Raw genomic sequence first — 17,708 nt, 5'->3', positions numbered from 1 at the left:
ATGGCCACCCTCACACCGACTCTGCGTACCAAACGCCGGAAACAGGCCCTGCGCACGGCCGCCTTCATGTCGCCGTGGCTGATCGGCTTCGGCGTCTTCTTCGCGTACCCGCTGATCTCGACCGTGTACTTCTCGTTCATGAAGTACGACGGCTTCGGTGTCCCCGAGTTCCGGGGGCTGGACAACTGGAGCTACGTCTTCAACGACTACCCCATGTTCTGGCCCGCCCTGCGCAACACCCTGTGGCTGGTGCTCGTCATGGTCACCTTCCGGGTCGTCTTCGGCCTGGGCATCGGCCTGCTGATCACGAAGATCAAGACCGGCGCGGGAGTCTTCCGCACGCTGTTCTACCTGCCCTATCTGGCGCCGCCGGTCGCCGCCACGCTGGCCTTCGTGTTCCTGCTCAACCCAGGTACGGGACCGGTGAACTCGGTCCTCGGCGACCTCGGTCTGCCGACGCCCGGCTGGTTCACGGACGCCACCTGGTCCAAGCCCGCGCTCACCATGCTGGCCCTGTGGGGCGTCGGCGACCTGATGGTCATCTTCATGGCCGCGCTGCTCGACGTACCGAGGGAGCAGTACGAGGCCGCCGAGCTGGACGGCGCGTCGGCCTGGCAGCGGTTCCGGTTCGTGACCCTGCCGAACATCTCGCCGATCGTGATGTTCGCCGTCGTCACGGGGGTCATCCAGACGATGCAGTACTACACACAGCCACTGGTCGCGGGGAAGGTGGCCTCCGGGATCATCGGCGGCTCGGGCCAGCAGTTCGAACCGGGCTACCCCGACAAGTCGACGCTCACCCTGCCCCAGCTCGTCTACAACCTCGGCTTCCAGCGGTTCGACTACGGCTCCGCGTGCGTGGTCGCGCTGGTGCTGTTCGCGCTGTCCATGCTGTTCACCGCGTTCCTGATGCGGCGCCGCGGCGGTCTCATCCAGGCAGGTGACTGAACCCATGGCCCAGACGACCGAAGTCCGCGTACCGGCGCGGCACGTGGACCCGGCGGCACCGAAGCCGCCCGTCACCCCCGCCGAGCGCACCGCCCGCCGCAAGGCGCTCCTGGAGTGGATCGCCGTGCACGCGCTCGGTGTCGCCGCCGCGCTGTTCTTCGTGCTGCCCTTCGTGTTCGTCGTGCTGACCTCGCTGATGAGCGACGACCAGACACTGACCAGGGACCTGGTCCCGGACACCTGGGAGTGGGGCAACTACACGAAGGTCTTCGACACCCCCGGCTTCCTCACCTGGTGGCGCAACACCCTCCTGTACGCGGGCGTGGGCACCGCGCTGACGGTCGCGTCCTCGATCCCGGTGGCGTACGCGCTCGCCAAGTTCCGCTTCCGTGGCCGGAACCTGTCTCTGATGCTGGTCATCTCGATGATGATGCTGCCGCCGCAGGTCATCATCATCCCGATGTACCTGTTCTGGGCGAAGCAGCTGGATCTGTCGGGCACGCTGTGGCCGCTGATCATCCCGATGGCGTTCGGCGACGCGTTCTCCATCTTCCTGCTGCGGCAGTTTTTGATGACGATCCCGAACGAGTACCTCGACGCGGCGAGGGTCGACGGCTGCGGGGAGCTGAAGACCCTGCTGAAGGTCGTGCTGCCGATGGCGAAGCCGGGAATCGCGGCCGTCGCGCTGTTTCAGTTCTTCTACGCCTGGAACGACTACTTCGGACCGCAGATCTACGCGTCCGAGAATCCCGCCGCCTGGACCCTGAGCTACGGCCTGGAGTCCTTCAAGGGCGCGCACCACACCGACTGGAATCTGACGATGGCCGCGACCGTCCTGGTCATGGCACCCGTGATCCTCGTGTTCTTCTTCGCACAGAAGGCGTTCGTCGAGGGCGTCACGCTCACCGGAGTGAAGGGCTGAGAATGAAACTCGCAGTAGTGGGCGGGGGCTCCACCTACACCCCTGAACTCATCGACGGCTTCGCGCGGCTGCGCGACACGCTGCCCGTCGAGGAACTGGTCCTCGTCGACCCGGCGCTCGACCGCCTCGAACTGGTCGGCGGGCTGGCCCGGCGTATCTTCGCCAAGCAGGGGCACCCCGGGCGGATCACCACGACCGACGACCTCGACGCGGGCGTGGCGGGCGCCGACGCGGTGCTGCTCCAGTTGCGCGTGGGCGGGCAGGCCGCCCGCAACGAGGACGAGACCTGGCCGCTGGAGTGCGGCTGCGTCGGCCAGGAGACCACCGGCGCGGGCGGCCTCGCCAAGGCGCTGCGTACGGTCCCGGTGGTGCTCGACATCGCCGAGCGTGTCCGGCGGGCCAACCCGGACGCCTGGATCATCGATTTCACCAACCCCGTCGGCATCGTGACCCGCGCCCTCCTCCAGGCCGGTCACAAGGCGGTCGGACTGTGCAACGTGGCGATCGGATTCCAGCGCAAGTTCGCCACCATGCTGGGGGTCGCCCCCACCGATGTGCATCTGGACCATGTGGGTCTGAACCACCTCACCTGGGAAACCCATGTGCGACTCGGCGGCCCCGAGGGCGAGAACGTCCTGCCGAAGCTGCTCGCCGAGCACGGCGACGCGATCGCCGGGGACCTGCGCCTGCCGAGCGGCGTCCTCGACCGCCTGGGCGTCGTGCCGTCCTACTACCTGCGCTACTTCTACGCGCACGACGAGGTCGTACGGGAGCTGGGTACGAAGCCGTCGCGGGCCGCGGAAGTGGCCGCGATGGAACGGGAGTTGCTGACGATGTACGGCGACCCGGCGCTCGACGAGAAGCCGGCGCTGCTGGGCAGGCGGGGCGGCGCCTACTACTCGGAGGCCGCCGTCGACCTCGCCGCCTCCCTGCTGGGCGGGGGCGGCAGCCCGTACCAGGTGGTGAACACCCACAACCGGGGGACGCTGCCGTTCCTGCCCGACGACGCGGTGATCGAGGTGCAGGCGGCGGTCGGGCGCTCGGGGGCCGCCCCGCTGCCCGTGGCGCCGGTGGACCCACTGTTCGCGGGGCTGATGGCGAACGTCACCGCGTACGAGGACCTGGCCCTGGAGGCCGCCCTGCGCGGGGGCCGCGAGCGGGTGTTCCGGGCGCTGCTCGCGCATCCCCTGGTCGGCCAGTACGCGCTGGCCGACGGTCTCACCGACCGGCTGATCGCGCACAACCGGGAGCACCTCGCGTGGGCGTGACGGTGACCGTGCCCAGGGACGGTGCGGGCGACGGCGGGACCGTCCTCGCCGTCGACGCGGGCAACAGCAAGACCGATGTCGCGGTCGTGGCGGCCGACGGGAGCGTGCTCGCCACGGCGCGCGGCGGCGGGTTCCGGCCTCCCGTCGTCGGCGTCCGGCAGGCGGTGGACACGCTCGCCGACGCCGTCGGCCGGGCCTTCGCCGCCGCGGGCGTCACCGCCGTCGGCCATGTCTCGGCGTGTCTCGCCAACGCCGATCTGCCGGTGGAGGAGGAGCAGTTGGCCGCCGCGCTGCACGCGCGCGCGTGGGGGACGACCGTGGAGGTCCGCAACGACACCTTCGCGATACTGCGGGCCGGTGTCGAGGAGCCGCGGGGCGTCGCCGTGGTGTGCGGCGCGGGCATCAACTGCGTGGGGATGCGGCCCGACGGCCGGGTCGCCCGCTTCCCCGCCCTGGGCCGCCTTTCCGGCGACTGGGGCGGCGGCTCGGGCCTCGCCGAGGAGGCGCTGTGGCACGCGGCGCGCGCCGAGGACGGCCGGGGCGCCCCGACCGAACTGGCCCGCGCCCTGCCCGCGCACTTCGGCCTGCCCACGATGTACGCGCTGATCGAGGCCCTGCACCTGGGCCGCATCGCGGACCCGCGGCGGCACGAGCTGACGCCGGTCCTGTTCGCCACGGCGGCGGACGGCGACCCGGTGGCCCGCGCGCTCGTCGACCGGCTGGCGGACGAGATCGTGAGCATGGCGGTCGTCGCGCTCACCCGCCTCGACCTGCTGGGCGAGGAGGCGCCGGTGCTGCTCGGCGGCGGGGTGCTGGCCGCCCGCCATCCCCAACTCGACGACCGCGTACGGGAGCTGCTGGCGGAGCGGGCCCCCAAGGCCGTGCCCCGGGTCGTCACCGCCCGGCCGGTCCTCGGCGCCGCGCTCCTCGGCCTCGACCGCCAGGGCGCCCCGGGACGGGCGCACGCGCGCGTGCGGGAGTTTTACGAGAGGGTCTGAGCACGCGGGGAACCGAACAGTTCGGGTTGGCGTATTCATGGGCAGGGGGTGCGGGATCTTCACCGGGCCGCAATCCGACCAAGATCGCGTCAAGACCTGGTCGGATGTCGGTCCCGGCGGGGATACTTGCGGCCGTGCGTCTCCTCCCGTGCTCCTCGGCGCCGGGCGGAGGTGACCGGCGACGACCATGGGGGAGGTCAGGTGACAGACCAGCAGCAGAGCACGGCGGTGCCACCGCGGGGGCGGGCGGGCGCGTCACCCGCGGTCCCACCGCAGGTCCCACCGCAGGCTCCGCCGCCGGGGCCGCGGGGCCGGCCGGGTACGCCCGGCGCCGGGCCGCCGCGGCGCACGGCGTGGGCGGAGGGCGTCGACCGGCTGAAGGCCGGGGCGACCACCGAGCCCGGCAGGCTGCGCATCATCGGCGCGGTCCTCGCCGTCCTGGTCGTCGCGTTCGGCGCGCTCACCGCCTGGGAGATGACGGAACGTTCGGCCGCCGCGGACGACGTGCTGCACAGCAGCCAGCCGCTGAGCGCCGACGCGGCGGACATCTACCGCTCCCTCGCCGCCGCCAACACGGCGGCGTCGAGCGGCTTCCTCGCGGGCGGCCAGGAGACGAAGACGTCCCGCGACGACTACGAGCGCAACATCGGCCAGGCCGCCGACAAACTGGTGACGGCGGCGGCCAACTCCCAGCCCGACTCCCCCTCGGCGAAGACCATCACCAAGCTGAACACGATGCTCCCCGAGTACAAGGGCCTGGTCGAGCGGGCCCGCGCCAACAACCGCCAGGGCTACCCCCTCGGGGGCGCCTACCTGCGGTACGCGAACGCGAAGATGCAGATCATGCTGCGGGACGCCGAGGATCTCTACACGGTGGAGAACCAGCGGCTGCGCTCCGACTACAACGACGCGACGCCCTATCCGTGGATCGCGATCGGCGCCGGCGCCGTGGCCATCGGCGGCCTCGGGTGGGCCCAGCGGCGCAACTACCGCCGGACGAACCGCGTGCTGAACCACGGCCTGGTCGCCGCCACGGCCGCGACCACGGTCGTCCTGCTCTGGCTGGTCGTCGGCCACACCGTCGCCCGCGCCGGCCTGAACGACTCGTACGACCACGGTGTGCGCTCCCTGAACACGCTCAACGACGCCCGGCTGGCCTCGCTCAAGGCCCGCAGCAACGAGAACCTGACGCTGGTCTCCCGCGGCGCGGAGACCATGGACCTGGGCTCGGGCGCCGACAAGAGGACCGTGGACACGTTCGACTACAGCTTCGAGCAGCAGATGAAGGTCCTCACCACGAAGCTGGCCGCCGCCGCCGAGCTCGCCGACGACAGCGCCGGGGTGAAGCCGGTCGAGACGGCGACCGGCAGCATGAAGGTCTGGAAGGAACGGCACGCGCAAGCCCGCGACCAGGACACGCTGGGCAACTACCAGGGCGCCCTCGCCAAGATCATCGGCTCCTCCGCGGACAAGCCGACGGGCGAGTGCTTCGACAGCGTGGACACGAACCTGGAGGCCGCGCTCAAGCACGAGCGCGCCGAGTTCGAGCAGGCGGCCGGTGACGGCCGGGGCGCGATGGACGGCCTCGTACCGGGCGCCGCGGTGCTCGCCGTGCTGGCCGCCGCCGGCGCGTTGCTCGGCGTCGGGCGCAGGCTGTCGGAGTACCGGTGAGAGGGGGCATGACGATGAACGCACGACGTCTGCGAGCCAGCCTGCGGGGCTGGGGCGGAGTGGGGGCCATGGCGGTCGTCTGCGCCCTGGCGGCGGTCTTCGCGCTGCTGCTGCCGGTGACCCAGTCACGGCAGACCGACACGGAGGCCCTCGGCGGGCCGGGCACGGCCAAGGGCGACCAGATCAGGGCTGCGAAGTGCCCGGACCCCGAGAAGCAGAGCCTGTCACCGTCCTCGGGCGACCAGAACGGCACGACGGTCCAGAAGATCAAGGAGCGCGGTTTTCTGATCGTCGGGGTCGACCAGAACAGCTACCGCTTCGGCTATCGCGACCCGAACAGCGAGTCGGACGACGCCGAGCTGGAGGGCTTCGACATCGACCTCGCGCACGAGATCGCGGACAAGATCGTCGGGGACAGGCCCGGCAACATCCGCTTCCGGGCCATCCCCACCGACCAGCGCGTCCCGGCGATCCAGGACGGCAAGGTCGACATGGTGGTGCGCACCATGACGATCAACTGCGAGCGGCTGAAGCAGGTCGCTTTCTCCTCGCCGTACTTCGAGACCGGCCAGCAGGTGCTCGCCCCGAAGAAGTCGGACATCACCGGCCTCGACAAGTCACTGGCGGACAAGCGCATCTGCACGGCGAAGAGCTCGACCGCCTGGGACGCGCTGGACGCGGCGAGGACGGCCGGCACCCTCCCGGCATCCGCCGACTTCAAGGACCGCACCGTGCCGAACCAACTCGACTGCCTGGTACGGCTGCAGCTCGGCGAGGCCGACGCGGTGGTGACCGACGGGGCGCTCGCCGCCAGCCAGGCCGCGCAGGATCCGACGGTCGGGCTCAAGGGCGAGCCGTTCACGGACGAGTTCTACGGCGTGGCGATGAGGAAGGGCGCCGACGACCTGGTGCGCCGGGTCAACGGGATCCTGGTGGACTACCGCAAGGACGGCTGGCAGAAGTCGTACGACAAGTGGCTCGCCGAGAGCCTCGGTGAGTCGTCCGGGCCACCCCCGGTCCAGTACAAATGACCATGACACTCCGGTAGTTCCGCGGGTACTTTCGCAGCGGGACGACGAGACGAGCGGCGCGGGACGAGCGGTATCGGCACAGACCGGCGCGGGCAACAGGAAACGAGGGGTGATCGATGGGCGTCGCGGGACCATCCGGGCCGGTACTGGACCGGGACGAGGTGGACCGTGCGCTGGCGCGGCTCGGCGCGGAGCACGAGGCCATCGAGACCTCGCTCCTCGCCCTCCAGGACCACGCGGGCCGCAGACTCCTCGAAGGTGCCGAGCTGACGGGCACGACCAAGGAGCGCTGGAGCACCGCCGAGGCGTCGATCACCCTGCTCTGGTCCTACTTCGACGCGTACGCCGACGCGCTGCGCACCGCGCGCGAGATCCGTTCCCGCAGACGCTGGTCGAGCCGCGACGACCTCGTCGAACTGACGGAACTGCTGCGCGGCGAGAGCGTCACGGTGGCCGGCAGCGCGACCGCGACGGCCGCCGCGCCCACGATGGCGGGCACGGGCCGACTGAGCGAGCGCTTCACCCTCGCCGAACTCGTCGAGCGGATGAACGAGCTGTACGCGACCTCGCTGGACATGGTCGTCACCGCCGACGCCGTCTGGTCGGCGCTGCCCGCCCGGATAGATTTACTGGCCGCGGAACTGCAGCGCACCCGCAGGCTCGCGCACTCCGTGGGCGTACGGCCCGGTGAGCACCCCTCGGGCGACGACCTGGAGCGGATCACCCGCACCCTGACGTCGTTGCGCGAGCAGGTGGTGTCCGACCCGCTGGCCTTCTGGGCGCCCGCGCAGGGCAGTTCGGCGCCGGGCGGCGGCCGGCCCGACACGACGCGCTACGACCGCGAGGCACGCGCCCTGGACGAGGTGCGCCGCGAGATCGACGCCGTGCTCACCGTGCGGCAGGACGCGGAGGCGCGGCTGGTGCGGCTGCGGGACGTGCTGAGCCGCGCGGACCGCACCCTGGCCGAGGCGCGGAGCGCGCGCGGCGAGGTGCTGGCGAAGATCGCCGCCTCCGAGGTGCCCGCGGTGAGCGGCCCGCCGACCGCGCTGCAGGAACAGCTGGCCATGGCCTCCGAGTACCGCAGGCACGCGCAGTGGCACCGCCTCTCACCCCTGCTGGAGTCCCTGGAGGAGAAGGCCGAGGACGAACTGCTGCGCGCCCGCGAGTCGTTGACCGCGGTCACCGCGCCGCTCGCGGTCCGCGCCGAACTGCGCGGCCGGCTCGACGCGTACAAGGCGAAGGTCGCCCGGCTCGGCTTCGCGGAGGATCCGCTGCTGGTGGAGCGGTACGACGCGGCGCGCCGCATGCTGTGGAGCGCGCCCTGCGACCTGCGCGTGGCGGAACAGGCGGTGCTGCGCTATCAGCAGGCAGCCGCCGAAGTACTGGTGCCGAGGGTCCCCGGCGACGGCGGACCGCAGGACCGGAGGGGGGAGTCATGAGTCAGCCGAACGAGAGCCGGCCGGGTCAGGAGAGTCAGCAGAAGCAGTGTCAGCGGCCCGGCTGCCCCGGGTCGTACGAGGACGTGGGCGGCGGCGAGCTGTACTGCGACACCTGCGGTCTGGCGCCGGTCGTCTCGTCGACCGGCTCGGTTGGTTCGCCGCCGACCGGGATCACGGCGGGCGGCCGGAACTCGCGCGGCTCCGGCAGCGGCAGTTCGCGCTCCGGCTCCCGTGCGTCGGCCCGCTCCTCGGCGCGCTCCTCCCAGTCCCGGCGGTCGGTGTCGGGCCGTCTCTCGCGGGCCGTCTCGGGGCGCTCGTCGGGCCGTTCGGTGTCGGTGCGCAGTTCCGGTTCGGCGGCCGGTTCCTCCAGCCGCGGGCGGCTCGGTGTCGGTCTCGTCCAGGTGCCGGACGTGCCGCGGCCCGATCCGCACGCGATGGTGCAGGAGAACCCCGAGGTTCCGGAGCGGAAGCGATTCTGCTCGCGGTCCGACTGCGGGGCGCCGGTGGGGCGTTCGCGCGGGGAGCGGTCCGGCCGCACGGAGGGTTTCTGCACCAAGTGCGGCCACCCGTACTCGTTCGTGCCGAAGCTGCGGACCGGTGACATCGTGCACGGCCAGTACGAGGTCATGGGCTGTCTGGCGCACGGCGGGCTCGGCTGGGTCTATCTGGCCGTCGACCGGGCGGTGTCCGACCGCTGGGTGGTCCTCAAGGGCCTCCTCGACACCGGCGACCAGGACGCCATGGCCGCCGCGATCTCCGAGCGCCGCTTCCTCGCCGAGATCGAGCACTCGAACATCGTGCGGATCTACAACTTCGTGGAGCACCTCGACCAGCGCACCGGCTCCCTCGACGGCTACATCGTCATGGAGTACGTCGGCGGCAAGTCGCTCAAGGAGATCGCCAACGACCGCCGCACCGCGACCGGCAAGCGGGACCCGCTGCCGGTGGAGCAGGCCTGCGCGTACGGCATCGAGGCGCTGGAGGCGCTGGGCCATCTGCACAGCCGCAACCTCCTGTACTGCGACTTCAAGGTCGACAACGCGATACAGACCGAGGACCAGCTCAAGCTGATCGACATGGGCGCGGTGCGCAGGATGGACGACGACGAGTCGGCCATCTACGGCACGGTCGGCTACCAGGCCCCGGAGGTCGCCGACGTGGGCCCCTCGGTCGCCTCCGACCTGTACACGGTCGCCCGCACCCTGGCCGTGATGACCTTCGACTTCCAGGGCTACACGAACGTGTTCGTGGACTCCCTGCCCGACCCCGACAACATCGAGGTCTTCCGCACCTACGAGTCGTTCTACCGGCTGCTCGTACGGGCCACCGACCCCGATCCGGCCCGCAGGTTCGCCTCCGCGCAGGAGATGGCCGAGCAGCTCACGGGTGTGCTGCGCGAGGTCGTCGCCACGCAGACGGGCCGGCCGCGGCCCGCGCTCTCCACCCTGTTCGGTCCCGAACTGCGGGTCACGGACACGGAGTTGTTCGGCAAGCTGAACGGCGATGTGTCACGGCTGGGCGTACGGGTGGAGTCCGTACGGGAGAAGCGGGGGAAACGGGAGAAGCGGGGCGCGGCGGCGGTGACCGCCGGGGCGAACGGCGCGCCGCGGCTGCCGGCCGGGACGAACGGGGCGCCGGCTTCGGCTTCGGCTCCGGCTTCGGCTCCGGCTCCGGCTCCGGCTTCGGCTTCGGCTTCGGCTTCGGCTTCGGCTTCGGCTTCGGCGACCGGAACGAACGGTTCCTCTCTTCCGGTGCCCGACCCCGCCTCCCTCATCAAGCCGCTGAACACCTCGGCCGCCTCGCTGGCGCTCCCGGTCCCCCATGTCGACCCCGGCGATCCGAACGCCGGGTTCCTGGCCGGCCTCATGACGTCCGCGCCCGGCGAGCTGATCAGCGCCCTGCGGTCGGCCCCCGCCGGCTCCCCCGAGCTGCGGCTGCGCGAACTGCGGGCCCGCCTGGAGCTGGGCGAGCTCGACGAGGCGACCAGCGCGCTCGAAACGCTGGAGAGGGACCACCCCGACGACTGGCGGGTCGTCTGGTACCGGGGCGTCGCGGCGCTCGCGGCCGGCGACCACGAGGTGGCGGCGGTGTCCTTCGACGCCATCTACGACGCGTTCCCGGGCGAGCCCGCGCCCAAGCTGGCCCTCGGCCTGTGCGCGGAGGTCCTCGGGCAGCTGGACAACGCCGCCGAGTACTACCGGCTGGTGTGGATCACCGACCCGAGCTATGTGAGCGCCGCGTTCGGCCTGGCCCGCGTCCAGCTCGCGGCGGGCGACCGCACCGGCGCCGTACGGACGCTGGAGTCGGTGCCGGAGTCCTCGATCCACTACACGGCGGCCCGGGTCGCCGCGGTCCGGGCACGGCTGAGGCAGCGGCTGGCCGAGGCCGCTCCGCGCCCGCCGGGAGCGCCGGGGGCTCCGCCCGGGGCCACGGGAGCCGCTGTGGCTCCTGGGTCTTCCGGGGGCGCTGTGACGCCGTTCCTGGACGAGCTGACCTCGGCCGCGGCCCAGGTCGAGGCGCTGGACGGGTACGGCCTGGACGCGGTGCGCCGCGAGCAGTTGTCCACAGAGGTCCTTGGCTGCGCCCTGGACTGGGTACTCTCCGGTATCCAGGGTTCCGCGCCCTCGAACACCGGTGCGCGGACCGTACTGCTCGGCAGTGACCTGGACGAGCGGGGCCTGCGCTTCGGACTGGAGCGTTCGTACCGGACACTGGCCCGGCTCGCCCAGGGTGGCGAGGAGAGGATCGATCTGGTGGAGCGCGCCAACCGCTACCGCCCCCGGACGTGGGTGTAATTCATGTCGCAGATGCCCCAACTGGCCGCCTGCCCCAGCTGTGAGGAACCGCTGGAGTCGGGAGACCGCTTCTGCGGTGCGTGCGGGTACGACCTGTCGGCCGTACCCGCGCCGCCGGACGACAATCCCACGATCACCATGAACGGCTCGGCGCCACGGCCGCCTGCGGCCGCGGCCGGGGCGCCCCCCGCGCCCCCCGCGACCGCCGCGACCGCCGCGACCGCCGCGACCGCCGTGGACTGGCCCGTCGCGCCCGAGGCGGACAGCTCGGGCACACCGGCGGCCGTGGTGCTGCCGACGGACATCGAGGGCCGCGAGTCGGGCGGCTCGGACGGCCCCGGCGTACGCTTCGACCGCCCCGGCGGGCCACCCGTTCCCCCGCACGCGCCACCGTCCGCCGTACCGCACGCGCAGTCCTCCGCCGTGCCGCACGGCCGGTCGCAGGCCCAACCGCCTGCCCGGCCGCAGGGGCCGGCGCGGGCGTCGGGCCACGCGACGGGCCATGCCGCGGCCGAGCCGGACGAGTACCCGCTCGCCGCCCCGCTGCCCCCCGAGGTGCCCGTGGACGAGTTGCCGACCGTCGAGGTCCCCACCGTCGACGCGCCGCTCGCCGATCCGCGGACGGCCGACCTCGCGACGCCCGCCGCGGGCCTGAAGGTCTGCGTGGCGTGCCGCGCGGGCCAGGTCGACCGGGACGGCTACTGCGAGAACTGCGGCCACGCCCAGCCGCGCGAGCGCGACCACATGGAGCAGGAGCTGGACGCGGTCGCCGCGGTCAGCGACCGGGGCCTGCGCCACCACCGCAACGAGGACGCGTTCACCGTCTCCGCGACCGCGCTGCCCGACGGTTCGCCCGCGGTCGTCGCGATCGTCTGCGACGGCGTCTCCTCGGCGACCCGCCCCGACGAGGCCTCCCTGGCCGCCTCCCGCGCCGCGAACGAGACGCTGCTCGCGGCCCTGCCCCGCGGCACGCACCCCCAGCAGGCCATGCACGACGCGATCCTCGCCGCCGCCGAGGCGGTCAACTCCCTCGCGGACCCCACCCCCTCGGCCCACGAGCACCAGCCGCACGTGAACGCCCCGGCCTGCACGCTCGTCGGCGCCGTCGTCACCCCCACCCTGCTGGTCGTCGGCTGGGTCGGCGACAGCCGCGTCTACTGGGTGCCCGTGGACCGCTCGGCGCCGCCCGCCCGGCTCACCGAGGACGACTCCTGGGCCGCCCAGATGGTCGCCGCGGGTCTGATGAGCGAGGCCGAGGCGTACGCGGACGACCGCGCCCACGCCATCACCGGCTGGCTCGGCGCGGACGCGTACGAACTGGAGCCGCACACCGCTTCCTTCAAACCCGACCGGCCCGGCGTGGTCGTCGTGTGCACCGACGGCCTGTGGAACTACGCGGAGGGCGCCGAGGAGATGGCCGAGGTCATCCCGCCCGACGCCGCCGACCGGCCGCTGCACAGCGCCCAGGTCCTGGTGGGCCACGCCCTGGACGGCGGGGGCCACGACAACGTAACAGTGGCCGTCCTTCCGTTCCCCACGCCGCAACAAGGGGCAGGATCGGCCTAAGAGGCCCAAGCGGTACGAAACGGTGGAGACGCCGATGAAGGTGGGGGCGACAGGGACGGCGGGGCCCCGGCCCGGTCGGGGCCGGAGGGGACCGGTCCGCCCACCGACATCACCCACGACCTGTGGGAGTCCTGAGGGGGAGCAGAGAACGCATGGCCAATTTCTCGAAGTCGAACGTGCCGCAGTTCTCGGTGGAGGTCTACCAGAACGAGTACCTGCCGGAGGGCGGTCGCGAGGTCAACGCGATCGTGACGGTGACCTCCACCGGCGGCGGCACGGTCGGGAGTGCCGTCACGGCACCCCATCTCTACACACCGGGCCAAAGCCCGGACGCGGCCGTGGCGATCATGGTCGACTGTTCCGGGTCCATGGACTACCCGCCGACCAAGATGCGCGGCGCCAGGGACGCGACGGCCGCCGCGATCGACGCCCTGCGGGACGGCGTGCACTTCGCGGTGATCGGCGGGACGCACGTGGCCAAGGAGGTCTACCCCGGCAACGGTGAACTGGCCGTCGCCGACCCGCAGACCCGCGAGCAGGCGAAGCAGTCGCTGCGCAAGCTCAGCGCGGGCGGCGGCACCGCGATCGGCACCTGGCTGAAGCTGGCCGACCGGCTGCTGTCCTCGGCGGACGTCGCCATCCGGCACGGCATCGTGCTCACCGACGGCCGCAACGAACACGAGTCACCCGAGGACCTCAAGGCCGCCCTGGACGCCTGCGCCGGCCGCTACACCGCCGACGCCCGGGGCGTCGGCACGGACTGGGAAGTGAAAGAAGTCACGTCCATCGCGTCCGCGCTGCTCGGCACCGCCGACATCGTGGCCGATCCGGCGGGCCTGTCCGCCGACTTCACGCAGATGATGGAGACGGCCATGGGCAAGGAGGTCGCGGACGTGGCGCTGCGGCTGTGGACCCCGGTCGGCACCTCCATCAAGTTCGTCAAGCAGGTCGCGCCGACGGTCGAGCCGCTCACCGACCGCCGCACGGAGGCGGGCCCGCGCGCCGGGGACTACCCCACGGGCTCCTGGGGCGACGAGTCCCGCGACTACCACGTGTGCGTGGAGGTGCCCGAGGCCGGCCTCGGGCAGGAGATGCTCGCCGCCCGGGTCTCCCTGGTGATCCCGCACGGCGACGGCACCGCCCAGACCCTGGGCGCGCAGGGGCTCGTACGGGCCGTGTGGACCGACGACATGACGGCGTCCACGTCGATCAATCCGCAGGTCGCGCACTACACGGGTCAGGCGGAACTGGCGCAAGTCATCCAACAGGGCCTGGATGCCCGTAAAGCGGGAGATGCCGACGGGGCGACGGCCAAACTGGGCCGCGCGGTTCAGCTCGCGAGTGCCTCCGGAAACGCGGATACGGCGAAACTGCTTGCGAAGGTGGTGGACGTGGTCGATGCCGCGGCGGGTACTGTGCGATTGAAGGCGAAGGTCGCGGAGGCCGACGAGATGACTCTCGAAACACGGTCCACAAAGACTGTTCGTGTAAAGAAGTAGAGCGAGACAGCACGTGAAGAAGTAGCGCGAAGCAGCACGGAGCGGCACGAAGCAGAGCACCGCTCAGGCACTCCGCACACGGTACGTAGCAGGGCGCGAGCACCACGCACGCGGTTCTGCACGATGACGGTCCTTGGTGGGCCGGACAGGAGAGGGGGAAGCGCCGACATGCCGACCTGCCCGAACGGACACCAGTCGGGTTCCGACGACTGGTGCGAGGTCTGCGGTCACCGCATGGCCGGTGCCGTACCCCCGCCCCCTCCGCCGCCGCCCCCGGCGGCCGGTTACGGCTATCCGCCGCCCGGCCCCGGCGGCAGGCCGCACCTCTCCGCGGTGCCCGACCCGGCGCCCGAGCCGGAGCTGTGCCCGCAGTGCCGTACTCCGCGCGAGGGCGGGGCGCCGTTCTGCGAGGAGTGCCGGTGGAACTACCTGACGAACACCGCGACCTCGTACACGCCTGCCGCGCCGCGTCCCCCGGGGCCCGGTCCCGGCGGTCCCGGCCCGGGTGGCCCGGGCGGCCCGGGTGGCCCGGGTGCGGGTCCCGGTGGGGGGAACCCCGCGCTCCGCTTCCAGCAGCCGCCTCCCGGGCAGTCGGGTCCGACCCACGGCGGCTTCGACTACCAGGGCTCCCGGCCCTCGCAGATGAACCGGCCCGCGGAGCCGATCCCGCCCTACGGCGAGGACCCCGCGGGCTTCCCCGGTGATCCGTCCCGACCGGTACCGCCGCCGCCCGGTCCCGGGGGTACGAGCCCCGGGGGTCCTGGCGGGTACGGCGGTCCCGGCCCCGGCGGACCCGGTCCCGGCGGACCCGGCGGCCAGGGCGGCCAGGGCGGGTACGGGGGTCCCGGAGGCCCCAACGGCCCCGGAGGTCCCGGCGGTCCCGGCGGTCCGGCAGGTCCTCAGGGGTTCCAGCAGCCGGGCCAGTCCGGTCCTCCCGGGCAGTCCGGTTCTCCCGGCCGGTCCGGTCCTCCCGCGTATCAGCAGGAGACCGCGTATCCGCCGGAGACAGGGCGTCCGCAGCCGCCCGGCGGTCCGTCCTTCGGGGGCGGCGCGGACGACTGGGTGATCTCACCGCCGTCGCCCGGCAGCCCCGGCGGCCCGCCCGCGCCCGGCGGCGGCTACGGCTACCCGCAGTCCGGCTCGACGCAGTCGCCCGGCGGGTACCAGCAGCAGCCGCAACAGCCCCAGCAGTCGTTGTCGTGGAGCATCACCATCGGGCCCGACCGTGAGTACTTCATGGCGATGATGCAGCGCTCGGGACCGGAGGCCGCGGGGCTGAACCTGCCCGCGTACTCACCGGAACAGCAGCGTCCGCTCAGCGGCAACCAGATCACGATCGGCCGCCGCCGCCACTCCACCGGCGACACCCCGGACATCGATCTGTCGGTGCCGCCGGAGGACCCGGGCGTCTCGCACCAGCACGCGGTGCTCGTGCAGCAGCCGGACAGCAGCTGGGCGGTCGTCGACCAGAACTCCACCAACGGCACCACGGTCAACGGCGCCGAGGACCCCATCCAGCCGTTCGTCCCCGTCCCGCTCCAGGACGGCGACCGGGTGCACGTCGGCGCCTGGACGACGATCACGATCCGGCGGGGCTAAGGGCTGTCCCGTAATTCCCGGTGGACCAGCGCGCGGCGTCAGATGCGGTGCATCGCAAGGCGCCGGGTCGCCCTCATACTGGGTGTATTCGGGCGATCCGGCAACGCCGCGAGGTGCCGTAGCTGTCGTCGTGCGCCCGCCGGGAGTTACGGGACAGCCCTTAGGGTCTGTCGACAATTCCCGTCGTCGCCCATAGGGCGGCTGCGCGGCGTCAGGTGCGTGCTCTCGGTGTGCCGGGCTGCCGGGCTGCCGGGCTGCCGGGCGTAGAGCCTCGTACTGGACGTACCTGGCTCTGCGCCCGGTGCGGCGAGAGTGCGTGCACGGCGTCGCGCGGCAGACGGGAATTGTCAGGCACCCCCTAGCGCCGCTTCGCCGGGAGTCACGGCAGCGGCCAGGTGTGCGGCCCCCCGGGGTCGTCCAGCCACGCCCAGGCGCGGTCGCCCGCGACCGTGATGCCGTACCGCTCGCGCGCCGGCCAGGCCTCGTGTTCCCACAGCGCGTGTGCCTCGTCCGAGGTGAGGCCGTCCGCGGTCAGGGTCAGCAGGAAGCGGAACAGTTCGTGCCCCCTGGCCCGGCGCGGCAGCCCGGCGAGATGCACGGCGGGGGCCTCCCGCTCGGCCCGGATGCCGCCGCGCAGGGGCACGAAGTACGCGGACGTGTGCAGGAAGCGCCCCTCCGCGTGCCCGGCGTCCCGTACCCGCAGGGCGATCAGGCCGGTGGCGAACGGGGCGAGGATCCGGGCGCCGGGGCGGCACTGCGCGAGCCAGGCACGCGGGACCGAGTCCAGCGCGCAGGTGGCGATGACGCGGTCGAAGGGGGCCCGGTCGGGGCAGCCGCGCGCCCCGTCGCCGGTGACGACGGCCGGCCGGTGCCCCGCGGCGGCCAGATGCCGCCGCGCGGACTCCGTGATCTCCGGGTCCAGGTCGACCGTGGTGACCAGCCCGTCGCCCAGCCGGTACGAGAGCAGCGCCGCGTTGTAGCCGGTGCCCGCGCCGATCTCCAGGACCGCGTCCCCCTCCCGTACCTCCAGTTCGGCCAGCATCTTCGCCATCAGGGACGGCTGGCTGCTGGACGACAGCAGTTCGCCGTCGCGCATGCGGGTGGCCAGGGGGGTGTCGGCGTACGCCCCGCGCAGCCACTCCTCGCGTCGGCTCGCGCTCGGGTCCTCACCCCATCTGCGCTCGTAACCGCCCTGCGGGCCCGGCGAGCCCACGTAGTAGTACGGCACGAAGAGGTGGCGCGGGACGGTCCCGAAGGCGGTCCGCCAGACCGGGTCGGCGTCCCAGGCGCCGCTCGCGTCGATCTGGCGCACCAGCGCCGCCCGCGCCGTGGCGGCGAGGTCGTCGAGTCCGTGGTCGACCGCGTACGCGCTCATACCTCCACTGTGCTGCCGGACGGGCCGGGAGGCGAGTGCCGGAGCCGCCCGATCCGGAACCGGCCCCCGCACCGGCCCCGGCCCCGGTCCGGCCCGGTCCGGCCCGGTCCGGCTTCGGAGGTCCTAAGTCCGGAGTCCTCGGTCGGCCCGTCTGAGACCATGGACGGTGTGAAAGAGATTCGGCGCGGCACGCTTCAGGAGCAGACCTTCTACGAGCAGGTCGGCGGCGAGGAGACCTTCCGGCGCCTGGTGCACCGGTTCTACGAGGGTGTCGCCGAGGACCCGCTGCTGCGGCCCATGTATCCCGAGGAGGACCTGGGCCCGGCCGAGGAGCGCTTCACGCTGTTCCTCATCCAGTACTGGGGCGGTCCGACCACGTACAGCGAGAACCGCGGCCATCCCCGGCTGCGGATGCGGCACGCCCCCTTCGCGGTCGACCGGGCTGCCCACGACGCCTGGTTGAGGCACATGCGGGTCGCCGTCGACGAGCTCGGCCTCTCCGAGGAGCACGAGCACACCCTGTGGAACTACCTGACGTACGCGGCCGCTTCGATGGTGAACACCGAAGGCTGACCGGCACCGTCCGCCAAGGACCGG

Annotated in this window: 13 protein-coding genes; 12 read left to right on the top strand and 1 reads right to left on the bottom strand. The window is 72.5% G+C overall.

What is annotated here, in order from left to right; genetic code table 11:
- The 11 genes from K3769_RS28160 to K3769_RS28110 all read left to right on the top strand — a co-directional run bounded on the left by K3769_RS28160 (position 1) and on the right by K3769_RS28110 (position 15,736).
- Positions 1-948 (top strand): carbohydrate ABC transporter permease, encoded by a 948-nt coding sequence (locus tag K3769_RS28160; protein ID WP_267029070.1) that lies wholly within the window; start codon positions 1-3, stop codon positions 946-948.
- Positions 949-952: 4 nt separating this feature from the next.
- Positions 953-1,870 (top strand): carbohydrate ABC transporter permease, encoded by a 918-nt coding sequence (locus K3769_RS28155; RefSeq protein WP_267029069.1) that lies wholly within the window; start codon positions 953-955, stop codon positions 1,868-1,870.
- A gap of 2 nt (positions 1,871-1,872) precedes the next feature.
- Positions 1,873-3,138 (top strand): 6-phospho-beta-glucosidase, encoded by a 1,266-nt coding sequence (locus tag K3769_RS28150; RefSeq protein WP_267029068.1) that lies wholly within the window; start codon positions 1,873-1,875, stop codon positions 3,136-3,138.
- The gene (locus K3769_RS28145; protein WP_267029067.1) at positions 3,129-4,136 is read left to right on the top strand and encodes an N-acetylglucosamine kinase; all 1,008 of its coding nucleotides are present in this window, start codon (positions 3,129-3,131) and stop codon (positions 4,134-4,136) included. The genes K3769_RS28150 and K3769_RS28145 overlap by 10 nt, the downstream gene beginning before the upstream one ends.
- Before the next feature lie 201 nt (positions 4,137-4,337).
- Positions 4,338-5,807, top strand: a complete 1,470-nt coding sequence (locus K3769_RS28140; protein ID WP_267029066.1) for a GlnX family signal transduction membrane protein — start codon at positions 4,338-4,340, stop codon at positions 5,805-5,807.
- A gap of 14 nt (positions 5,808-5,821) precedes the next feature.
- Complete coding sequence (locus K3769_RS28135) at positions 5,822-6,838, top strand: glutamate ABC transporter substrate-binding protein (protein WP_267029065.1); 1,017 nt, start codon at positions 5,822-5,824, stop codon at positions 6,836-6,838.
- A gap of 116 nt (positions 6,839-6,954) precedes the next feature.
- Positions 6,955-8,277 (top strand): hypothetical protein, encoded by a 1,323-nt coding sequence (locus K3769_RS28130; RefSeq protein WP_267029064.1) that lies wholly within the window; start codon positions 6,955-6,957, stop codon positions 8,275-8,277.
- Positions 8,274-11,072 (top strand): serine/threonine-protein kinase, encoded by a 2,799-nt coding sequence (locus K3769_RS28125; protein WP_267029063.1) that lies wholly within the window; start codon positions 8,274-8,276, stop codon positions 11,070-11,072. The genes K3769_RS28130 and K3769_RS28125 overlap by 4 nt, the downstream gene beginning before the upstream one ends.
- A 3-nt stretch (positions 11,073-11,075) precedes the next feature.
- Entirely contained in the window at positions 11,076-12,638 is a 1,563-nt protein-coding gene (locus K3769_RS28120; protein ID WP_267029062.1) for a PP2C family protein-serine/threonine phosphatase, read from the top strand.
- A 152-nt stretch (positions 12,639-12,790) separates the two neighbouring features.
- Positions 12,791-14,137: a vWA domain-containing protein gene (locus K3769_RS28115; RefSeq protein WP_267029061.1), complete on the top strand. Its 1,347-nt coding sequence runs from the start codon at positions 12,791-12,793 to the stop codon at positions 14,135-14,137.
- 168 nt (positions 14,138-14,305) lie between these two features.
- Positions 14,306-15,736, top strand: coding sequence for an FHA domain-containing protein (locus K3769_RS28110; RefSeq protein ID WP_267029060.1), 1,431 nt, complete (start codon positions 14,306-14,308; stop codon positions 15,734-15,736).
- Positions 15,737-16,115: 379 nt separating this feature from the next.
- On the opposite strand, the gene K3769_RS28105 is transcribed toward K3769_RS28110, so the two are convergent.
- Positions 16,116-17,111 (bottom strand): methyltransferase domain-containing protein, encoded by a 996-nt coding sequence (locus K3769_RS28105; protein ID WP_267029059.1) that lies wholly within the window; start codon positions 17,109-17,111, stop codon positions 16,116-16,118.
- A 159-nt stretch (positions 17,112-17,270) separates the two neighbouring features.
- On the opposite strand from K3769_RS28105, the gene K3769_RS28100 reads away from it, so the two are divergent.
- On the top strand, positions 17,271-17,684 hold the full coding sequence (locus K3769_RS28100; RefSeq protein ID WP_267029058.1) for a globin: 414 nt from the start codon (positions 17,271-17,273) through the stop codon (positions 17,682-17,684).
- Positions 17,685-17,708: the final 24 nt, after the last annotated feature.

Origin of the sequence: Streptomyces ortus (genome assembly GCF_026341275.1) — a bacterium.
Lineage (GTDB): Bacteria > Actinomycetota > Actinomycetes > Streptomycetales > Streptomycetaceae > Streptomyces > Streptomyces ortus.
Note: the sequence above shows the minus strand (reverse complement) of the source record. Positions and strands in the feature narration are given on the sequence as shown.